The organism is Arthrobacter sp. ISL-85, from assembly GCF_018613675.1.
Classification (GTDB): domain Bacteria; phylum Actinomycetota; class Actinomycetes; order Actinomycetales; family Micrococcaceae; genus Arthrobacter.
In genome coordinates this window covers 37,735-56,307 of sequence record NZ_JAGGPQ010000010.1, presented here as the reverse complement: position 1 = coordinate 56,307, position 18,573 = coordinate 37,735, and the positions used below count along the sequence as shown (strand labels likewise).

The following is an 18,573-nucleotide window of genomic DNA, read 5'->3' as shown; positions in this document are numbered from 1 at the left end:
TCGCTGTATGTCAGTTCAGGCTTTAGGCGTAGGCGTTAACCAGGCGGACAGCGCCGCCGTCCACGCCCTTGGCGCCCTGGACATAGTCCGGTCCGGATTTAAGGATGGAGTCTGAATCCTCGGTGACCGTGCCCATGATCCAGGACGGCAGGCCGCGATCGTTCAGGCGCGCGACGGCGGCATCGGCGGCTTGGGGGGACACAATGGCAACCATGCCCACGCCGAGGTTAAGCGTGCGCTCCAGGTCTGCCAGTGGTACGTTGCCCAGCTCTGACACCAGCTTGAAGATGGCGGGCAGTTCCCAGGTGGCGCGGTCCACCATGGCCACCAGGCCCTGCGGCAGGACGCGGGCCAGGTTGGCAGCAAGGCCGCCACCGGTGACGTGGCTGAAGCCATGGACGGCCGCACCGGCGCTGACCGGGAAGGCGCGGGCGAGGTCCAGGCAGTCGGCCGCGTAGACGCGGGTGGGTTCCAGGAGTTCCTCGCCCAGGGTGCGGCCAAGTTCGGAGACCTGGCGGTCCAGGGCCCAGCCAGCGTGGTTGATGACACGGCGGACCAGGGAGTAGCCGTTGGAATGCAGCCCGGAGGAGGCCATGCCGATCACCACGTCCCCGGCGCGGACGCGGTCCGGGCCCAGCAGCGCGTCGGCTTCCACGACACCCGTGGCTGCGCCGGCGACGTCGTATTCGTGCTCGCCCAGCAGGCCGGGGTGCTCTGCGGTCTCGCCGCCCACCAGGGCGGTGCCGGCCACGGAGCAGGCGGCCGCGATGCCACGGACGATGCCGGCAATGCGCTCGGGGACCACCTTGCCGCAGGCGATGTAGTCGGTCATGTACAGCGGCTCGGCGCCCACCACCACGATGTCGTCCACCACCATGCCCACCAGGTCGAAACCGATGGTGTCGTGGATGTCCATGGCCTGGGCGATGGCAACCTTGGTGCCCACACCGTCCGTGGAGGTGGCGAGCAGCGGCTTCTTGTAGGTCAGCAGCCTGGAGACATCGTAGAGGCCGGCGAAGCCGCCCACCCCGCCGATCACCGAAGAGTTGTGGGTTGCCTTCACGGCATCCTTCATGAGCTCGACGGCGCGGTCCCCGGCTTCAACGTCCACGCCTGCAGAGGCGTAGGTGATGCCGGAGTTCTCTGCGGCGGTGTTGGCGGAAGTCATACGGAGTCCTTCTTGTCGGCGCTGGTGGCGGCGTGTACGTCGGGCACGAGGTCGGCTTCGGTCAGCAGGTTTTCGAATTCGGAGTCGGGTCCGGGATCGCAGCCGGTGGCGCCGGCTTTCTCTGCCGGGTCCTCGGTGGCGTCAACGGCAAGGGCGGCCGTTTCGCCGGGAAGCGCTGACGGGGAAGGCTTCAGGCCGCCCAGGTCGGTGCGCTCAAGCAGGTTCTTGCCCAGCTTGTCCGCGTCCGGGAGCTTGATGGGGTACTTGCCCGTGAAGCAGGCGGTGCAGAGCCGTTCGCGCGGCTGCCGGGTGGCCCCGATCATGCCGTCCTCTGAGATGTAGGCAAGCGAGTCTGCGCCGATGGCCTGGGAGATCTCTTCGATGGTTGCACCGTTGGCGATGAGTTCCGCGCGGGAGGCAAAGTCGATGCCGTAGAAGCAGGGCCACTGCACCGGCGGGGAGGAAATCTTGACGTGGACGGTGGCGGCGCCGGCCTCACGGAGCATCCGCACGATGGCCCGCTGCGTGTTGCCGCGGACGATTGAATCATCCACCACCACAACGCGCTTGCCGCGGATTACGGACTCAAGGGCGTTGAGCTTAAGCCGGATGCCCAGCTGGCGGAGGGTCTGGGAGGGCTGGATGAAGGTTCGGCCCACGTAGGAGTTCTTGACGAAGCCGTGCGCAAAAGGAATGCCGGATTCCTCGGCATAACCCACGGCGGCCGGAGTGCCTGACTCCGGGACGGGGATGACGATGTCCGCCTCGTGGGTGTTTTCGCGGGCCAGCTGGCGGCCCATCTCCACGCGGGACTCGTAGACGGAACGGCCGGCGATCGCGGCGTCCGGGCGGGCCAGGTACACGTATTCAAAAACGCAACCGGCCGGCGTCGGCTCTGCAAACCTTTTGGACCGCACGCCATCCTCATCGATGGCGATGAACTCGCCCGGCTCGATCTCACGGATGAAGCTGGCGCCCACGGTAGCCAGGGCGGACTGTTCGGAGGCGACCACCCAGCCGCGCTCCAGCCGGCCCAGGACCAGCGGGCGGATGCCGAAGGTGTCCCGTGCCGCGTAAAGGGTTCCCTCGTCCATGAAGACAAAGCAGAAGCCGCCCTTGATTTTGGGCAGGAGTTCGGTGGCGGTGTCTTCCAGGCTCTTGCCCGGCTCGCCCTCCAACAGGGCGGTGACCAGTGCGGTGTCCGAGGTGTTGCCCTGCTTCATTTCGCCGGTGAGCTGCCCGCCGTTGCGTTCAGTGATCATGGCGTTGAGCTCGGCGGTGTTGGTCAGGTTGCCGTTGTGCGCCAGGGCAACCGTGCCGGTTGACGTGGCTCCGAGGGTGGGCTGCGCGTTGGCCCAGTGGCTGGCGCCGGTAGTGGAGTAGCGGCAGTGGCCAACGGCCAAGTGCCCGGTCAGGGTGTTCAGGGTGGTCTCGTCGAAGACCTGGGACACGAGGCCCATGTCCTTGTAGACGTTGATCCGCTTGCCGTCGCTGGTGGCTATGCCAGCCGACTCCTGACCGCGGTGCTGTAGTGCATACAGCCCGTAATAGGTAAGTTTTGCTACTTCTTCACCGGGTGCCCAGACGCCGAAGACGCCGCAAGCGTCCTGGGGGCCTTTTTCGCCGGGGAGAAGATCATGGGAAAGTTTTCCATCGCCGCGTGCCACTGATCGATTATCGCACGATATGGGGTATGCCTTTGGCCCGCTTCAGTTTGTGACCTGCTAACCCTGGGGATCGGTATCCGGTTCCGAATCCGGGACCGCTTCCACGACGGCCCGCTGCTGCCGCCGCACGCTGAGGCGGTCCAGGACGAGCGCCAGCGCGGCGCCAAGGATGGCGCCGATGGCGGCGAACATGATCAGGAAGAACCCGAACACGGACCCGGGGTCGAACGTGGCGTCACCCGGAACTGCATAAGCAACCACTGCGGCAGCGACAATTCCCACCATGGCACCCAGGATCAGGAAGGGAACGTACTTGGGTGCCCGGCGGACGGTTACTTCGCGCCGCTCGGCAGGGGTCTCTTCAAAAGCCATGCCATCCAGCCTACTGCCGCACTAAACCGTGCGTGTAACGGGAAGAAGGGCCCTCCAGGCACCGGAAAACGGCCGTGGACCCCACGGGAGCATGATAGCCGCGGACGCAGCAACTGATATATCTATTGACACAGGGTGTGGCCACTGTCATATTCTCCTGTAAGCGCTATGTGCGGCGTGTTGTGCATTGCGCAATTGCGGGCGTTGAGAGTAACCGCGTGACGTGGCCCCCGGACCTGGCAGGTCAGCTAGATTGGCACTTGGTGCCGACTCACCGGATCCGGCCGGATCCAGGAAAGGAACACAAGAACCATGGTCCACAAAGTACAAGCCGTCATTGTCCGGGAGAAGAACGCCCCGGTGTCGCTGGAGACCATCCTGGTACCGGATCCGGGCCCGGGAGAGGCCCTGGTGGACATCCTCACCTGCGGCGTCTGCCACACGGACCTGCACTACAAGCAGGGCGGCATCGGTGATGACTTCCCGTACCTGCTGGGCCACGAGGCCACCGGTGTGGTCAGCGCTGTGGGCCCCGACGTGACGTCTGTGGCGCCGGGGGACCGGGTCATCCTTAACTGGCGCGCCGTCTGCGGCGAGTGCCGCGCCTGCGCAAAGGGCCAGCCGCAGTACTGCTTCAACACCCACAACGCCACGCAGAAGATGACCCTCGAGGACGGCACGGTCCTTTCTCCCGCCCTGGGCATCGGGGCCTTCGCGGAGAAGACGCTTGTCGCTGCCGGGCAGTGCACCAAGGTTGATCCAGACGTGGACGCAGCCGCGGTGGGCCTGCTGGGCTGCGGCATCATGGCCGGCATCGGTGCCGCGATCAACACCGGCGAGGTCAAGCGCGGCGAGTCCGTGGCAGTGATCGGCTGCGGCGGTGTGGGCATCGCCGCGATCGCCGGGGCGAGGTTGGCGGGCGCGACGACGATCATCGCCGTTGACATCGACGACAACAAGATTGAGATGGCCAAGTCCCTCGGCGCCACCCACGGCGTGAACTCCAGGCAGGAGGACGCGGTGGAAGCCATCCGGACCCTCACCGGAGGCAACGGGGCCGACGTGGTGATCGACGCCGTCGGCCGTCCCGAAACATACAAGCAGGCCTTCTACGCCCGCGACCTTGCCGGCCGCGTGGTCCTGGTGGGCGTGCCTACCCCGGAGATGACTCTGGAACTGCCGCTGCTGGACGTCTTTGGCCGCGGCGGGTCGCTGAAGTCCTCCTGGTACGGCGACTGCCTGCCGTCCCGGGACTTCCCCATGCTGGTGTCCCACTACAAGCAGGGCAACCTGGACCTGGACGCGTTCGTGTCCGAGCGCATCACCATCGACCAGGTGGAGGAGGCCTTCGGCAAGATGCACGAGGGCAAAGTGCTGCGTTCCGTTGTTGAAGTCAGCCCGGTGGAGATCTGATGGCCGTGACCATCGAGAACCTGGTCACCTCGGGCACGTTCTCGCTCGACGGCGGCACCTGGGACGTGGACAACAACGTCTGGATCGTGGGCAACGACGAGGAATGCGTCATCATCGATGCGCCCCACGACGCTGCCGCGATCATCAACCAGGTCCGCAGCCGGAAGGTCAAGGCCATCCTGCTCACCCACGCGCACAACGACCATATCGGCGCCGCCCGGGAGGCCGCCGACGCCCTGGGCGCCCCCATCATCCTGAACGCCGAGGATTTGGTGTTGTGGGAGCAGGTTTATCCGGACGCCAAGCCGGACAGCTATCACTCCGATGGTGACGTGTTCGAAGTTGGCGGGGCAACGCTGAAGGCCATCCACACGCCCGGCCACTCGCCAGGGTCCACCTGCTTCTACCTCGAAAGCGAAGGGACGGTGTTTACCGGGGACACGCTGTTCAACGGCGGCCCGGGCGCCACCGGCAGGTCCTACAGCGACTACCCGACCATCCTGGCCTCGATCCGCGAACGGCTGCTGACGCTGCCGGCCGACACCGTGGTCCGCACCGGCCACGGCGACAACACCACCATCGCGGCGGAGCAGGAAACGCTGGCCAAGGTTCCGCAGTAGCGGGAGTTCAGCGAAGAGTGCCTTGGAGGCGCGCCGGGAGTTCCCGGCGCGCCTCCACGGCAAATGGACAATAGAGGCCGGCACGGGAGCTCCCGGGTGACGGCGAGGAAGTTGGAACAATGAAGTTCGGCAAGCAGCCTGCCCCCGTCGTCGACATTAATGAGGACAACCTCAAAGTCCACAAGCCCAAGACTGAGGCAGCCGGCGTCAAGGCCGTCATGGTGGCCCTGGAGCGCGCGGTGGCACAGGCCGGCGTGACCCGCACGGCACAGTCCCTGCTCCGGCTGAACCAGCGCGGCGGGTTCGACTGCCCGGGCTGCGCCTGGCCGGAATCGGACAAGAAGCGCAAGGCTGCCGAGTTCTGCGAGAACGGTGCCAAGGCGGTGGCCGAGGAGAACACCCTGCGGACCGTGGGCGCGGAGTTCTGGGCCAAGCACTCCATTGCCGAGCTGTCAGGGAAGACCGAGTACTGGCTGGGGAACCAGGGCCGGCTGTCCGAACCAATGGTGATCCGGGAGGGCGGCACCCACTATTCGCCGATCTCCTGGGCTGACGCCTTCGAGCTGATCGGAGAGCACCTCCGGGCGACGTCCCCGGACCGCAGCGTCTTCTACACCTCCGGCCGCACCGCGAACGAGACCGCGTTCCTGTACCAGTTGTTCGCACGGTCCCTGGGCACCAACAACCTGCCGGATTGCTCCAACATGTGCCACGAGTCGTCCGGATCGGCGCTGAACCCGACCATCGGCATCGGCAAGGGCACCGTAACCCTCGACGACATCCATGACGCCGAACTCATCTTCGTGGTGGGCCAGAACCCCGGCACCAACCACCCGCGCATGCTCTCCGCGCTGAAGGAATGTAAGGACAAGGGCGGCAAGGTGGTAGCCGTGAACCCGCTGCCCGAGGCCGGCTTGTTCAACTTCAAGGACCCCCAGACCATCTCGGGCGTGGTTGGTGGCGGCACACCGTTGGCTGACGAGTACCTGCAGATCAAGGTGGGCGGCGACCTGGCGCTGTTCCAGGCGCTGGGCCACCTGCTGCTGGAAGCCGAGGAACAAAACCCGGGCACCGTCGTCGACCATTCCTTCATTGCTGCCCGGACGGACGGGTATGACGCCTACCGCGACGCCCGCCGCGCCCTGGATTGGGACGAGACCCAGAAGGCCACCGGCCTGTCCCGGGAACAGATCGAAAAGGTGGCTGCGATGCTGGTGGCATCCAAAGCCTCCATCTTCTGCTGGGCCTTGGGCGTCACGCAGCAGCCGCACTCGGTGGACACGATCAAGGAGATGGTGAACGTCCTGCTGCTGCAAGGCAACTTCGGCAAGCCCGGCGCCGGCGCCTGCCCTGTCCGCGGCCATTCCAACGTGCAGGGCGACCGGACCATGGGCATCTGGGAAAAGCCGAAGGAATGGCTCCTCACGGCACTCGATTCAGAGTTCGGTATCTCATCTCCGCGGCACCACGGCTACGACGCCGTCGAGTCGATGGAGGCCTTCGAGCGCGACGACGTGGACGTGTTCGTCTCGATGGGCGGCAACTTCTCGCTGGCCTGCTCGGACACCGAAGCCCTTGAAGCGGGGATGAAGCGGATCGGGCTGACCGTGCACATCTCTACCAAGCCCAACCGCTCGCACATTGTGCACGGCCGTACTTCGTTGATCCTGCCCACGCTGGGCCGCACGGACAAGGACGACAAGCACCCCAAGGGCGCCCAGTTCCTGTCCGTGGAGGACTCCATGTCCGTGGTCCACTCCACCCGGGGCCGCCTCACTCCGGTCTCCGAGCACCTGCTCGCCGAGCCCGTAATCGTGGCCCGGATGGCGGAGGCCACCTTTGGTCCGGACCACTCCGTGGACTGGCGCGAAATGGCCGAGGACTACGACGTGATCAGGGACCACATTGCCCGAGTCCTGCCGGGCTTCGAGGACTTCAATGCCCGGGTCCGGACCAGGAACGGTTTCGTGCTGCCCAACCCACCGCGGGACACGCGCTCCTTCGCCACGGACATCGGCCGTGGTCGGTTCACGGTCAGCCCGCTGGAGTATCTCACCCCGCCGCCGGGGCATTTGGTGCTGCAAACCATCCGCAGCCACGACCAGTACAACACCACGTTCTACGGCCTGGACGACCGCTACCGGGGCATCTCGGACGGCCGGCGCGTGATCCTGATCCACCCGGACGATCTCGCTGAATCCGGCTTCCAGGACCGGGAGCTCGTGGATGTCGTGAGCACCTTCAGGGGCGTGGACCGCAGGGCGGACAAGTTCCGCCTGGTGGCGTACCCGACCGCACAGGGCTGCGCTGCCGCGTACTTCCCCGAGGCCAACGCCCTGGTGCACAAGGAGAACGTGGCCCGCGTGTCCAATACCCCCGGCTTCAAGGCCATGTTCGTGCGCTTCGAGCCGCACCAGGGAGAGGTGGCGGCGGTCCAGGCGTCTGCAGGGGAGCTGGCAGGGACGGCGGCTTAGCCGCGCAATTACATCCACGACAACAGGCCCGCGACGGCGGCACACCGGTAGCCCGGTGTGCCGCCGTTTTGATGCTGGTGCGTGGCCGCTGTTTGTGGGTTGGGGCGCCACTAACCCGGTGCCTTTTCGTCATATCCGAAATTCATTGACACCCGGCGTGGCAGGAGTCACACTGTTGCATATGGTGATCGGTGTTGCGTTAGATGCTTCCAGTTTTCTTCTGGAGTCGTCGCTTCTGTTGCTGATGGACCTCCCCACATTCATGAACAGAACGTCCTGGACACCTCCTGGTGCCCCACCTGCTTCGTAATCACCGCAAATCGCTCACTACCCAGCCCTATCGGGAGGAAACACATGACTACCTCAGTGAACGCGCCCCTCAGCGCACGCGGAAAGCTCGCCTCAACAATGCCTGCCGAGCAGCTGGCTGAAATTACCAGGCTGTTCGCCTTGCGGCGCACGGGCTACTCCCTCGACGCCCCCTTCTACACCGATCCGACAATCTTCAAGCTCGACATGGAGGCCATCTTCGGCCAGCACTGGATCTTTGCCGGCAGCGTTGCCGAGCTTCCGGAGCCGGGCGACTACATTACGGTCGACTATGGCCCCTACTCCCTGATCGTGCTCCGCACCGACGAGGGCGAGGTCAACGTCCTGCACAACGTCTGCCGCCACCGCGGTGCGCGTGTCCTGACCGAGGCTGCCGGTTCCACCGGAAACCTGGTCTGCGGCTACCACTCCTGGACCTACTCGCCCGAGGGCAACCTGATCCACGCCTCCGCTCCCGGCGAAGCCAAGTTCGACAAGAACTGCTTTGCCCTCAAGCGCGCCCACAGCCGCGAGGTTGCAGGGCTCATCTTCGTCTGCATCGCAGACGTTCCGCCCGCAGACTTCGACGAGACCGCCAAGATCTTCGAGCCCTACCTCGCACCCCACGACCTGTCCAAGACGAAGATTGCCTACCAGCAGAACATCATCGAAGAGGGCAACTGGAAGCTCGTCATGGAGAACAACCGGGAGTGCTACCACTGTGACGGGCACCCGGAACTCGCCTGCTCCCTTTTCCCCACCTGGGGCCTGACGGAAGGCCTGATCCCCACCCACCTCGAAGAGGTGTGGGACCGCAACAAGGAAGCCCAGTCCTCGCTCGAGGAGCGTTGCCGCCGCTACGGCCTCCCGTATGAGGTGGTCGAGGAACTGGACACGCGCATCGCCGGCATCCGGATCTCCCGGGAATCCCTTGACGGAGAAGGCGAATCGTTCTCGGCCGACGGCCGCAGGCTTTCCAAGAAGCTGCTCGGGGACCTGCGGGACTTCCGCCTGGGCCGCTGCTCCATGCACCTGCAGCCCAACAGCTGGTTCCACTTCCTGGGCGACCACGTCATCACGTTCGGCGTTTTCCCCATCAACGAGCACCAGTCCCTGGTCCGCACCACCTGGCTGGTGGCCGACGACGCCGAGGAAGGCGTCGACTACGACCTCGACAAGCTCACCTACACCTGGAAGCAGACCAACATCCAGGACAAGGCATTCGTTGAGCTGTGCCAGCAGGGTGCCGCCAGCCCCGCCTACGAACCCGGCCCCTACATGAAGAGCGAATACCAGGTGGAGGCCTTTATCAACTGGTACGTCCACCGCGTGCAGGAGCACTTGGCATGATTGAAGTCCTCACTGAGACGCCCGTCCAGGAACCACAACGCATCCGCGGCCTTGAAATGCCGTGGAACCGGGTGATGGGCAGCATCGAAGGACCGGCCAGCGCAGCCAAGGCGCTGGGCCCGTGGCATCCGCAGGAGTTCATGGCCGAATGCGTCGAGACCGTTCCCGAAGCGGGCGGCATGATGACGTTCGTGTTCCGCCGCTGCGACGGCGCCCCGCTGGCGTTCCGTCCAGGCCAGTACGTGAACATCGCCTTCCCCGTAAACGGCGAGGACCAGGAACCGGTGGACCGCAGCTACTCGCTGTCCAGTTCGCCCACGGAACCGTGGACCTTCAGCGTCACCGTCAAGCGCGACGCCGGCGGACTGGTTTCACCCTGGGTACACCAGAATGTCCGGCCCGGCACCGTCCTGGACATGCTGGGACCCGTAGGGGCATTCCACCTGCCCGATGCCGACCGGCGCGCCCGGTACCTGTTCCTGGCCGCCGGCGCCGGCATCACGCCCATCATGTCGATGGTGCGGACCATCCACTCCCTGCCGGGAACGGCCGACGTTGTGGTGCTGTACCACGGCGCGGAGGCCGGCGGCTTTGCCTTCCACCGGGAGCTGGCCTACATCGCTTCCGTGGACTCGCGCATCAAGGTCTTCTACGCCCTGGGCGACCGCGGCAGGCCCGAGAACTGGGAAGGCTTCAGTGGGCGGCTGACCTCAGCCATGATCGATGAGGTGGCACCCGACGCCAACGGCCGCCAGGTGTACGCCTGCGGACCCGAGGGGTACCTGAACACCGCCACTGAACTGCTCGGGAGCGTGGGCGTCGACGACACCTCCACCTACATGGAGTTCTTCTCCGGGGACCGGCAGACCCTCCTTGAATACCAGGCCGAACTCGCCCTGGCGGCGGACATCGCAGGGGAGATCGCCGAGGACATTGCCGAGTCCGCCGAGGACTACTATGAAAGCCAGCCCGCGGCGTTCGGGATGTACGAGCCCGGCTACGACCAAGATGGAACCCTGCAGGCCACGGGACTCGCGCTGGAAGCCGCCACCCCGGAAACCGCCGCCGGCGCCCCGGCTGCGGCCCCGAAGGCGGAGACCCCCGACGCCTCACGCTTCGACACCGTGGGAACCGGCAGCCTTACCCTGTCCTTCATGCGCACCGGAATCAATGTGCGGATCGACCCCGAGCAGCACATCCTTGAGGTGGCACAGCGCGCCGGTGTCCGGATCGGCGCCAACTGCAAGGAGGGCATGTGCGGCTCCTGCAAGGTGGTCAAGCTGTCCGGGGAGATCGACATGAACCACCAGGGCGGAATCCGCAAACGGGAAATTGATGCCGGTAAGTTCCTTCCCTGCTGTTCCACTGCGCGCACCGACATGGTGATCGACGCCTAGCCCGTGGAACGGCGGGAGCCGTGCGCACCCCCCCACAGATTCACCGCAAGTGAAAAGTAAGACCACACGGAAGGCCTGAGGCACCCAGCGTCAGGCCTTCCGTGGCAACCGAACGCCAACCATAGGAGCCATGCCCATGTCAGGTAACAAAGCCGTTGCGTACAAGGAGCCCGGAGTCGTCGAGGTCATCGACACCCCGTATCCCTCGTTTGAACTGAAAGCCGGCCCCGGCGTCAATCCTGCCAATGTCGGCCGGAAGGTCCCCCACGGCGTCATCCTGCGCACCGTGAGCACCAACATCTGCGGGTCCGACCAGCACATGGTCCGCGGCCGGACGACCGCCCCTGCCGGGCTCGTCCTGGGACACGAGATCACAGGCGAAGTCATCGAGACCGGGCCCGACGTCGAGTTCATCAAGGTCGGGGACATCGTCTCGGTCCCCTTTAACATCTCCTGCGGGCGCTGCCGGAACTGCAAAGAGGGCAAGACCGGGATCTGCCTGAACGTGAACCCGGACCGTCCCGGCTCTGCCTACGGCTATGTCGACATGGGCGGCTGGGTGGGTGGGCAGGCGGAGTACGTCCTGGTTCCATACGCCGACTGGAACCTGCTGCGCTTCCCCGACCGGGACCAGGCACTGGAGAAGATCATGGACCTGACCATGCTCTCCGACATCCTCCCCACCGGCTTCCACGGTGCCGTGACGGCAGGTGTCGGTGTTGGATCCACCGTGTATGTGGCCGGAGCCGGTCCCGTGGGCCTTGCCGCGGCCGCCAGCGCCCAGCTGCTGGGAGCCGCGGTGGTTATCGTGGGCGACCTGAACGAGGACCGCCTGGCACGGGCCCGGTCCTTTGGCTGTGAAACCGTCAATGTGGCCAACGGCGACCCTGCTGACCAGATCGAGCAGATCCTCGGCGTCCGGGAAGTGGACTCCGGCATCGACGCCGTCGGTTTCGAGGCCCGCGGACACGGCCACGGCGCCCAGGAAGCACCGGCCACGGTGCTTAACTCGCTGATGGACCTCACGACTGCCGGCGGCTCCGTGGGCATTCCCGGCCTCTACGTCACGGGCGACCCGGGAGCTGCGGACGAGGCCGCCCGGAAGGGAAGCCTCTCCCTGTCGCTGGGTACCGGCTGGGCCAAGTCCCTGTCCTTCACCACAGGCCAGTGCCCGGTGATGAAGTACAACCGGCAGCTGATGATGGCGATTTTGCATGACAGGATCCAGATCGCCAAGGCGGTCAACGCTACGGCCATTTCGCTCGACGATGCCCCGCACGGGTACGCGGAGTTCGACGCCGGAGCCGCCACAAAGTATGTCCTGGACCCGAACGGCTACCTCAACAACAACTGATGCCTGGTTCCCGTATGTGAAGAACGGCAAGGTCCAACGGCGGCACCCCGCTCAACCAGGGTGCCGCCGTTGTCATGCCGGGGCCAGTAAGGCGGTTCGGAACAGGGGTGTTCGCGGGCAACAAAAAGGTGGTTGGGCCTGCCGGTCTCAAGCAGGCCCAACCACCTGGTGTGGTTGGGGCAGGTCAGCCGCGGAGGCGATCCATGCCCGGGTCCACCAGCGGCTCGGCGGAAACGGTGGCCGCCACGCGGCGCCCAAAGTACTCAATCTCCACGGAGTCACCGATCTCGACGGCGGAGGGCAGCCAGGCGTAGGCGATGGGCTTGCGGACGGTGTAGCCGTAGGCCGCGCTGGTGACGTACCCAACGGCTTCCCCGGCCACGAACACCGGTTCCTTGCCCAGCACCACTGACGTGCCGTCGTCAACCGTCAGGCAGCGCAGCGTCTTGGCGGCCGGCTGATCCTTGAGTCCGGCAAGTGCCTCGGCGCCTACGAACCCGGTCTTGTCCTTGGCCACGGAGAAGCCCAGGCCGGCCTGGTACGGGTGGTGCTCGGACGTCATGTCCGTTCCCCACAGCCGGTAGCCCTTCTCCAGGCGCATGCTGTTGAAGGCGCCGCGTCCTGCAGCGATGATGCCCTGCTCCTGGCCGGCCTCGAACAGCAGGTCCCACAGCTTCAGCCCGTATTCGGCGGTGGTGTAGAGCTCCCAGCCGAGTTCGCCTACGTAGGAGAGCCGCATCGCCGTTACAGGGATGCCGCCCACCGAGATCTCCTTGGTCCGGAAATACTTCAGGCCCTCGTTGGTCAGGTCGTCCAGGCACACCTTGCCGATGACCTCCCGGGCCAGCGGGCCCCACAGGCCGATGCAGCAGGTGCTGGCGGTGATGTCGGTGACATGCACCCACTGGGCGGAATCGGCCGCTGACTGCCGGCGGGCCTCCACCCGGAGGTAGTCGAAGTCCACGTTGCTGTTCACGCCCAGCTGGAATTCCTCCTCAGCGAGCCTGGCCACGGTCACGTCGCTGCGGATGCCGCCGTCCTCCGCCAGCAGCAGGCAGTACGTCACGGCACCGGGCTTCTTGGCGATGTTGCCCGTGCTGAGCCGGTGCAGCAGTGCCTGGGCGCCGGGTCCGGTGACGGAGAGGCGCTTCAGCGGCGTCATGTCGAAAAGTCCGACGGCGGTACGCGTCTTCCATGCTTCGGCGGCGGAGATGGGGGAGTGGAACATCGCGGACCAGTCGTCGCGCTCGGGCGCCTGCCATTCTTCCGGCAGTTCGGCCAGGAGTCCGCGGTTGGCCTCGAACCAGTGCGGGCGTTCCCAGGCGGCGGACTCCAGGAAAAAAGCCCCGAGTTCCTTCTGGCGGACGTTGAACGGGCTGACGCGCAGGTCGCGCGGCGATTCGCGGGGCTGCAGCGGGTGCATGACATCGTAGATCTCCACGAAGTTCTGCTGTGAGGTCTCGCTGACGTACGCGTCGGAGGTCTGCACCTTCTCGAAACGGGTCAGCTCGCAGCCGTGCAGGTCGGTCTGCGGCTGGCCGTCGATGATCAGCTCTGCCATGGCCTTGGCAACGCCGGCCGAGTGCGTGACCCAGACGGCCTCGGCCACGAAGAAGCCCTCGAGGTCCGGTGCCTCGCCCATGAGCGGGCCGCCGTCCGGGGTGAAGGAAAAGATGCCGTTGAAACCGTCCTGGATTTCGGTGCTGCGCAGTGCCGGCAGCAGGTCCTGGCTGTCCTCCCATGCGGGCACGAAGTCTTCGAGGGTGAAGTCCAGGCGGGAGGGCATCCGGTGGTCGGACATGTCCCCGGCGGAGACCTTCGGCAGTGCCGACATGTCCACGGGCATAGGGCGGTGGGCGTAGCTTCCGATGCCGACGCGGTCGCCGTGCTCCCGGAAGTAGAGGTCCCGGTCCTGGTAGCGCAGGATGGGCTTGCTGGCGCCTGTTGGAAGCTCGTTGGCGTTCTTGAGTTCGGCAAGGGGTGTGGTGACGGCGTACTGGTGGGCCAGCGGCAGCAGAGGCACTTCCAGGCCCACCATCCGGCCGAGTTCACGGCCCCAAAACCCTGCGCAGGACACCACGATGTCGGCAGGGATCACACCGGAGGAGGTTTCGACGCCGGTGACCTTGCCGCCTTCCTGGGCGATGCCGGTGACCGTGGTGGAGCCGCGGTAGGTGACGCCGCGTTCGCTCGTGCGCGCGATCAGCAGCTGCACGGCACGGGCCGCCAGGGCGAGCCCGTCGGTGGGGATGAGCAGGCCGCCCAGGACCTCGCGGCCGCCGGAAAGCTTGCCGGTGTTCAACAGCGGGTAGATCTTTTCGCATTCGTCGGCGTCGATGATCCGGCTTTCGACACCCCACGAGGTCATCACGCCCATCTTGCGCTTGAGGTCGGCCAGGCGCTCCGGCGTGGTGGCCAGCTCCAGGCCGCCCACCTGGTTGAAGCAGGATTCGCCGTCCTTGGTCAGGGCGAGGAGCTTGTTGACGGTGTACGTGGCGAATTCCGTCATGGTCCTGGACGGATTGTTCTGGAACACGAGGCCCGGTGCGTGCGACGTGGAGCCGCCTGCGAGCTCCAGCGGGCCTTGCTCGACGACGGTGATGTTGTTCCAACCGCGGCTTGCCAGCTCGTCGGCGAGGTTGGTGCCGACGATGCCGGCTCCGATGATGACGACGCGGGGTGATGCGCTCATGATTTTTGGTTCTCCTGGTTGGTGCTGGAATCCGCCTGACCGGGTGATGGAATTTGCTTCGCTATGAGCAACGCGCATCACTATATGCAACAGGGTGTCTCAGCTCACATGGTATGTCAAGGGTTTCCTGCTTTGTTGCGGGGATGGGCAGCGGTGTGTCCACAGGCGGCAAAGAGGCCCCCGCCGCTGGTGCGGCGAAGGCCTCTTTGGGCAGCTCCGGTTATCCGGCGGCGCGAGGCCGTCCGGTCCCGGTGTCAGTGGGACACGTCTGCTGAGATCTCGGCGAGGGTGCGCCCCTTCGTCTCAGGCGCGAGCCATTGCGAAAGGACTGCGCCGAGCAATGCAACGATGGCGGCCACGACCATGCTTGGGCCCAAGCCGATGTTGCTGATTGCCCACGGTAGGGCGAAGGTGCCTAGTGCGGCTCCGATGCGGCTGAAAGCCGCGGCGAAGCCCATGCCGATTCCGCGCAGGGGGGCGGGGAATACCTCGGCCGGATAGACCTGGGTCAACGTGGTGTAGCCGGCATTGAAGAAGGAGAACGCGAGGAACAGGGCGAGCACGAGGATCGCTGGTGCGTCCGCCCAGACGCCGATGACCAGCAGGATGCCTGCGCAGAGCCACTGTCCGGGCACGGTGAGAATCCGGCGGCCCAGCTTGTCAATCAGAAGCACGGTGGTGACAACACCCGCGGCCGCAAGTGCGGACAGGCCGACTCCACCAGCCCAGCCGCCGCCGAAGCCGAATTGGCTGAGCACGTCGTCGGCGAAGGTCGCGATCGCAAAGTACGGAGTGACCGCGCAGAACCAGAAACCCGCGGTGAAGAGGGTGGTGCGCCAGTGCTCCTTCGAGAACAACATTCCGAAGGAGGCGTTCTTGATTTTGGTCCTGCCCTTCGCGGCTTGGGCCTCTTGGATCATCCTCAGATCGATCTCCTCGGTGATGCTGTTGTGCATCTGTGGCGATTCGACGTACTTGTGGGCGATCGCGAGTGCTTCCTCACGCCGTCCCTTCGTGATGAGCCAGCTCGGCGATTCGGGGAGGCCTATGCGTGCGATGAACAGAACGAATGCCAGTATCGTGCTCGTGCCGATGACAAGGCGCCAGGGGGTGCCGGCGTCGTGCAGGAGGGTGCCAATGATGAACGCCATCATGAAGCCGACGTACCAGGCGATCAGGGTCAGCCCGAGCAACCGCCCGCGGAGCTTGGGAGGGGAGAACTCTGACAGCAGCGGGCCGCCGATTGAGTACTCGCCGCCGATCGCGACGCCCATCACGAATCGGATGAGCGCCAGCTGGATCACGGCGCCGTCTCCGGAGGTTACGAAGAACTGGGCCGCTGAGGCGACCAGGAACAGGCCCATGTCCACGAGGAACATGGGCTTGCGTCCGAACTTGTCAGTAGCCCAGCCGGCGAGCGGGGAGCCGACGAAGATACCAGCCAGCGGGCCTGCAGCGATCATGCCCAGAGACAGTGCGTCGAGGTGGAGCTCGGACCGCATGGGTCCGGTGACGGGGCCGATGATTCCGAGGATGTAACCGTCGAGGAACATCCCGCCGATGAAGACAGCGACGAGCCGCACCATGAAGCGGCGTTTGAACGTGGAGCTGGTCTCTTTTGATACGGAGGTGTCGACGGAGGTCGTCGTCTTGGTCGGATTGATCATTGAGATTCGTTCCCTTCCGGCTTCAGCGCAAACCGCTGAAGGCACCAGAACGCTGTTTCCTGGACGCACGGACAGACTTCGGCCTCGTCCCCAGGTTCCGGCGCTCCGCGCTGCTTTGATCGATGGTGCTGCCACCTTTGATAGTCATAAACAGTTCCTTTAGTGAATTAGCGTTGCCGCATGGATGCTGACAACGTAGTGCGGCTGATGCGCGGGCCAGGGCCCCTTTCGGATCGGCCATCATGAATTCGTTTCGTCTGTTTCCAAGGCCATCACGGGTGGAGCCCGGGGGAGTCCGGGGGACGGGAGCATGTCCGGGCGAATATCGTTCCGTGATGATCAACAACGTTCGCTTTATGCAACAAGATGGTGCGCTAGCTCACACTCAATGTCAAGAGAATGACTTGTGAAAGACAGAGTATGCAAGGGTTTCTTGCTTCGCGCTACGGGGCCCCGTTTTCCGAAAACGGTGCTTCGATGAGGAATACCTCCCCAGGTCTTAGGCCCACCGAAGCACCTTTTACGAAAAACGGGACACCCGTTGCCGACGCTGTGCCTTTCCTAGCCCGCGGCCTCCAGGACCTGGGCCTCCACGGCTTCGGCCGGCGGCGGCGCGGAGGACGATTGCCGGCGTGCGGCCTCCACGGTGTGCAGGAGCAGCAGCGCGGTGGTCACGGAGCCGACGCCGCCGGGAACAGGGGTGAGCCCCGCTGCGGTCCCGGTGACGCTGGCTTCGTCCACATCACCCACCAGCGAGCCGTCGGCAAGGACGTTCGTGCCGACGTCGACCACTACGGTCCGGGAGGAGACGTGGCTGCCGGTCAGCAGCCCGGCGCGGCCGGCGGCGACCACCACGACATCGGCATCCTTCGTGTAGCGTTCCAGCGGGCCCGACCTGGAATGGCAGACCGTCACGGCGGCATCGCGTGCCAGCAGCAGGAGGGACAGCGGCTTGCCCACGACGGCAGACCGGCCCACCACCACCACGTCCTTGCCCGCCAGGGGAATCTGGTAGTGGTCAAGGATTTCGACGACGGAGCGGGCGGTGGCGGGAGCAAAGGCCGGCTGACCGACGGCCAGGCGTCCCAGGCTCAATGGATTGGCGCCGTCGATGTCCTTTTCCGGGGTGATGAGGCCCACCAGGTTGTCGGTCCGGACCCCCGCCGGCAGCGGGGTTTGCAGGATGATGCCGTTCACGGACGGTTCGGCGCTCAGGTCCCGCAGGACTCTGGCCAGCACCGGTTCCGTTGCATCATGGCCCAGGTCGATGATCCGGCAGCCGACTCCGGCGCGCTCCGCTGCCCGCTCGATGGAGCGGACGTACCAGCGCGTGGACTCATCGGCGGTCGCCATGACCACCGCCACGACCGGGCGGACGCCGTCCAGTTCAAGCGACCGGACCTGGTCCTGGACCTCCCGCTGGAACAACGCGGCCAAAGGCTTTCCGGAAAGTATTGAGGTACTCAACCCAGGATCCTTTCCCGCACGCGGGTCGAGAGGGCATCTGCCGCCAGGACCACCTTCTCTTCAATGCCGTCCGTCTGCTGGGCCAGCAGCGCGCGTGCCTCCGGGTCCTTGACCGCCACAACGTTGATGTCGATGTTGACGCGCGCTGTGGTGGCAGCTGCGCGGGCGGCGTCAGCGGCCGCGGCAACGTCGCTGATGACGTTGGCATTGGCGACGTCGAACAGTTCGGTGGCAAGGTCCACGATGCCCCCCGACAGCTTGATGAGCCGGGCAGGGGTCTGTGCCGCCTGGATGAGTGCGGACTGGATCCCGGCCGCCCGGGCGGCCTTGAGGTCATCAGTCCCGGACGGGAGCTTGTAGGAGTCGATGACTGCCTGGAAGGCCTGTTCATCCGCTTCAGCCAGGTGCAGTGCCTCGGCGACAAGGTCGTCGGCAACCTGAGTGATGCGCTGCACCAGCGGTGCGTGCTGCTCGTATTTGGCGCCGGTGGTGTAGCGCGCCACCATGGCCACCAGGGCGGCGCCCTGGGCCGCGTGCAGGGCCGCGGCAGCGCCGCCGCCCGGCGTCGGTTGCTTTGCGGCCAACCGGGTGAGGTAGCCGCTGACTGTCTCTGAAGCGATCAT

The 18,573-nt window shown here is 65.5% G+C and carries 13 protein-coding genes; 6 read left to right on the top strand and 7 right to left on the bottom strand.

What is annotated here, in order from left to right:
• Positions 1 to 22: 22 nt before the first annotated feature.
• From purM to J7I84_RS08055, 3 genes are read right to left on the bottom strand one after another with little or no spacing between them, the layout of a single operon-like run.
• Positions 23 to 1,168, bottom strand: coding sequence for a phosphoribosylformylglycinamidine cyclo-ligase (purM, locus tag J7I84_RS08065; RefSeq protein WP_214943127.1), 1,146 nt, complete (start codon positions 1,166 to 1,168; stop codon positions 23 to 25).
• Positions 1,165 to 2,835, bottom strand: coding sequence for an amidophosphoribosyltransferase (gene purF, locus J7I84_RS08060; protein ID WP_214943124.1), 1,671 nt, complete (start codon positions 2,833 to 2,835; stop codon positions 1,165 to 1,167). Before purF ends, purM begins: the two co-directional genes overlap by 4 nt.
• Positions 2,836 to 2,892: 57 nt before the next feature.
• On the bottom strand, positions 2,893 to 3,207 hold the full coding sequence (locus tag J7I84_RS08055; RefSeq protein WP_214943121.1) for a hypothetical protein: 315 nt from the start codon (positions 3,205 to 3,207) through the stop codon (positions 2,893 to 2,895).
• A 312-nt stretch (positions 3,208 to 3,519) separates the two neighbouring features.
• Here J7I84_RS08055 and J7I84_RS08050 point away from each other — a divergent pair, with 312 nt between their 5' ends.
• The 6 genes from J7I84_RS08050 to fdhA all read left to right on the top strand — a co-directional run bounded on the left by J7I84_RS08050 (position 3,520) and on the right by fdhA (position 12,124).
• The gene (locus tag J7I84_RS08050) at positions 3,520 to 4,620 is read left to right on the top strand and encodes an S-(hydroxymethyl)mycothiol dehydrogenase (RefSeq protein ID WP_214943118.1); all 1,101 of its coding nucleotides are present in this window, start codon (positions 3,520 to 3,522) and stop codon (positions 4,618 to 4,620) included.
• Positions 4,620 to 5,240 (top strand): MBL fold metallo-hydrolase, encoded by a 621-nt coding sequence (locus tag J7I84_RS08045; protein WP_214943115.1) that lies wholly within the window; start codon positions 4,620 to 4,622, stop codon positions 5,238 to 5,240. The genes J7I84_RS08050 and J7I84_RS08045 overlap by 1 nt, the downstream gene beginning before the upstream one ends.
• Positions 5,241 to 5,359: 119 nt before the next feature.
• Positions 5,360 to 7,714: an FdhF/YdeP family oxidoreductase gene (locus J7I84_RS08040; protein WP_214943112.1), complete on the top strand. Its 2,355-nt coding sequence runs from the start codon at positions 5,360 to 5,362 to the stop codon at positions 7,712 to 7,714.
• Positions 7,715 to 8,068: 354 nt separating this feature from the next.
• Complete coding sequence (locus J7I84_RS08035; RefSeq protein WP_214943110.1) at positions 8,069 to 9,373, top strand: SRPBCC family protein; 1,305 nt, start codon at positions 8,069 to 8,071, stop codon at positions 9,371 to 9,373.
• A complete protein-coding gene (locus J7I84_RS08030) occupies positions 9,370 to 10,770 on the top strand; it encodes a ferredoxin reductase (RefSeq protein ID WP_214943107.1) in 1,401 nt (466 codons plus the stop codon). Before J7I84_RS08035 ends, J7I84_RS08030 begins: the two co-directional genes overlap by 4 nt.
• A gap of 136 nt (positions 10,771 to 10,906) precedes the next feature.
• Positions 10,907 to 12,124, top strand: a complete 1,218-nt coding sequence (gene fdhA, locus J7I84_RS08025; RefSeq protein WP_214943103.1) for a formaldehyde dehydrogenase, glutathione-independent — start codon at positions 10,907 to 10,909, stop codon at positions 12,122 to 12,124.
• Positions 12,125 to 12,308: 184 nt separating this feature from the next.
• Here the strand turns inward: fdhA and J7I84_RS08020 are convergent, their stop codons facing one another.
• From J7I84_RS08020 to J7I84_RS08005, 4 genes are all read right to left on the bottom strand, one after another.
• Complete coding sequence (locus J7I84_RS08020; RefSeq protein WP_214943100.1) at positions 12,309 to 14,816, bottom strand: FAD-dependent oxidoreductase; 2,508 nt, start codon at positions 14,814 to 14,816, stop codon at positions 12,309 to 12,311.
• Between the two features lie 254 nt (positions 14,817 to 15,070).
• Positions 15,071 to 16,483, bottom strand: coding sequence for an MFS transporter (locus J7I84_RS08015; protein ID WP_214943097.1), 1,413 nt, complete (start codon positions 16,481 to 16,483; stop codon positions 15,071 to 15,073).
• 561 nt (positions 16,484 to 17,044) lie between these two features.
• Positions 17,045 to 17,950 (bottom strand): bifunctional 5,10-methylenetetrahydrofolate dehydrogenase/5,10-methenyltetrahydrofolate cyclohydrolase, encoded by a 906-nt coding sequence (locus tag J7I84_RS08010; protein ID WP_214943094.1) that lies wholly within the window; start codon positions 17,948 to 17,950, stop codon positions 17,045 to 17,047.
• Entirely contained in the window at positions 17,947 to 18,573 is a 627-nt protein-coding gene (locus J7I84_RS08005; RefSeq protein ID WP_214943091.1) for a cyclodeaminase/cyclohydrolase family protein, read from the bottom strand. Before J7I84_RS08005 ends, J7I84_RS08010 begins: the two co-directional genes overlap by 4 nt.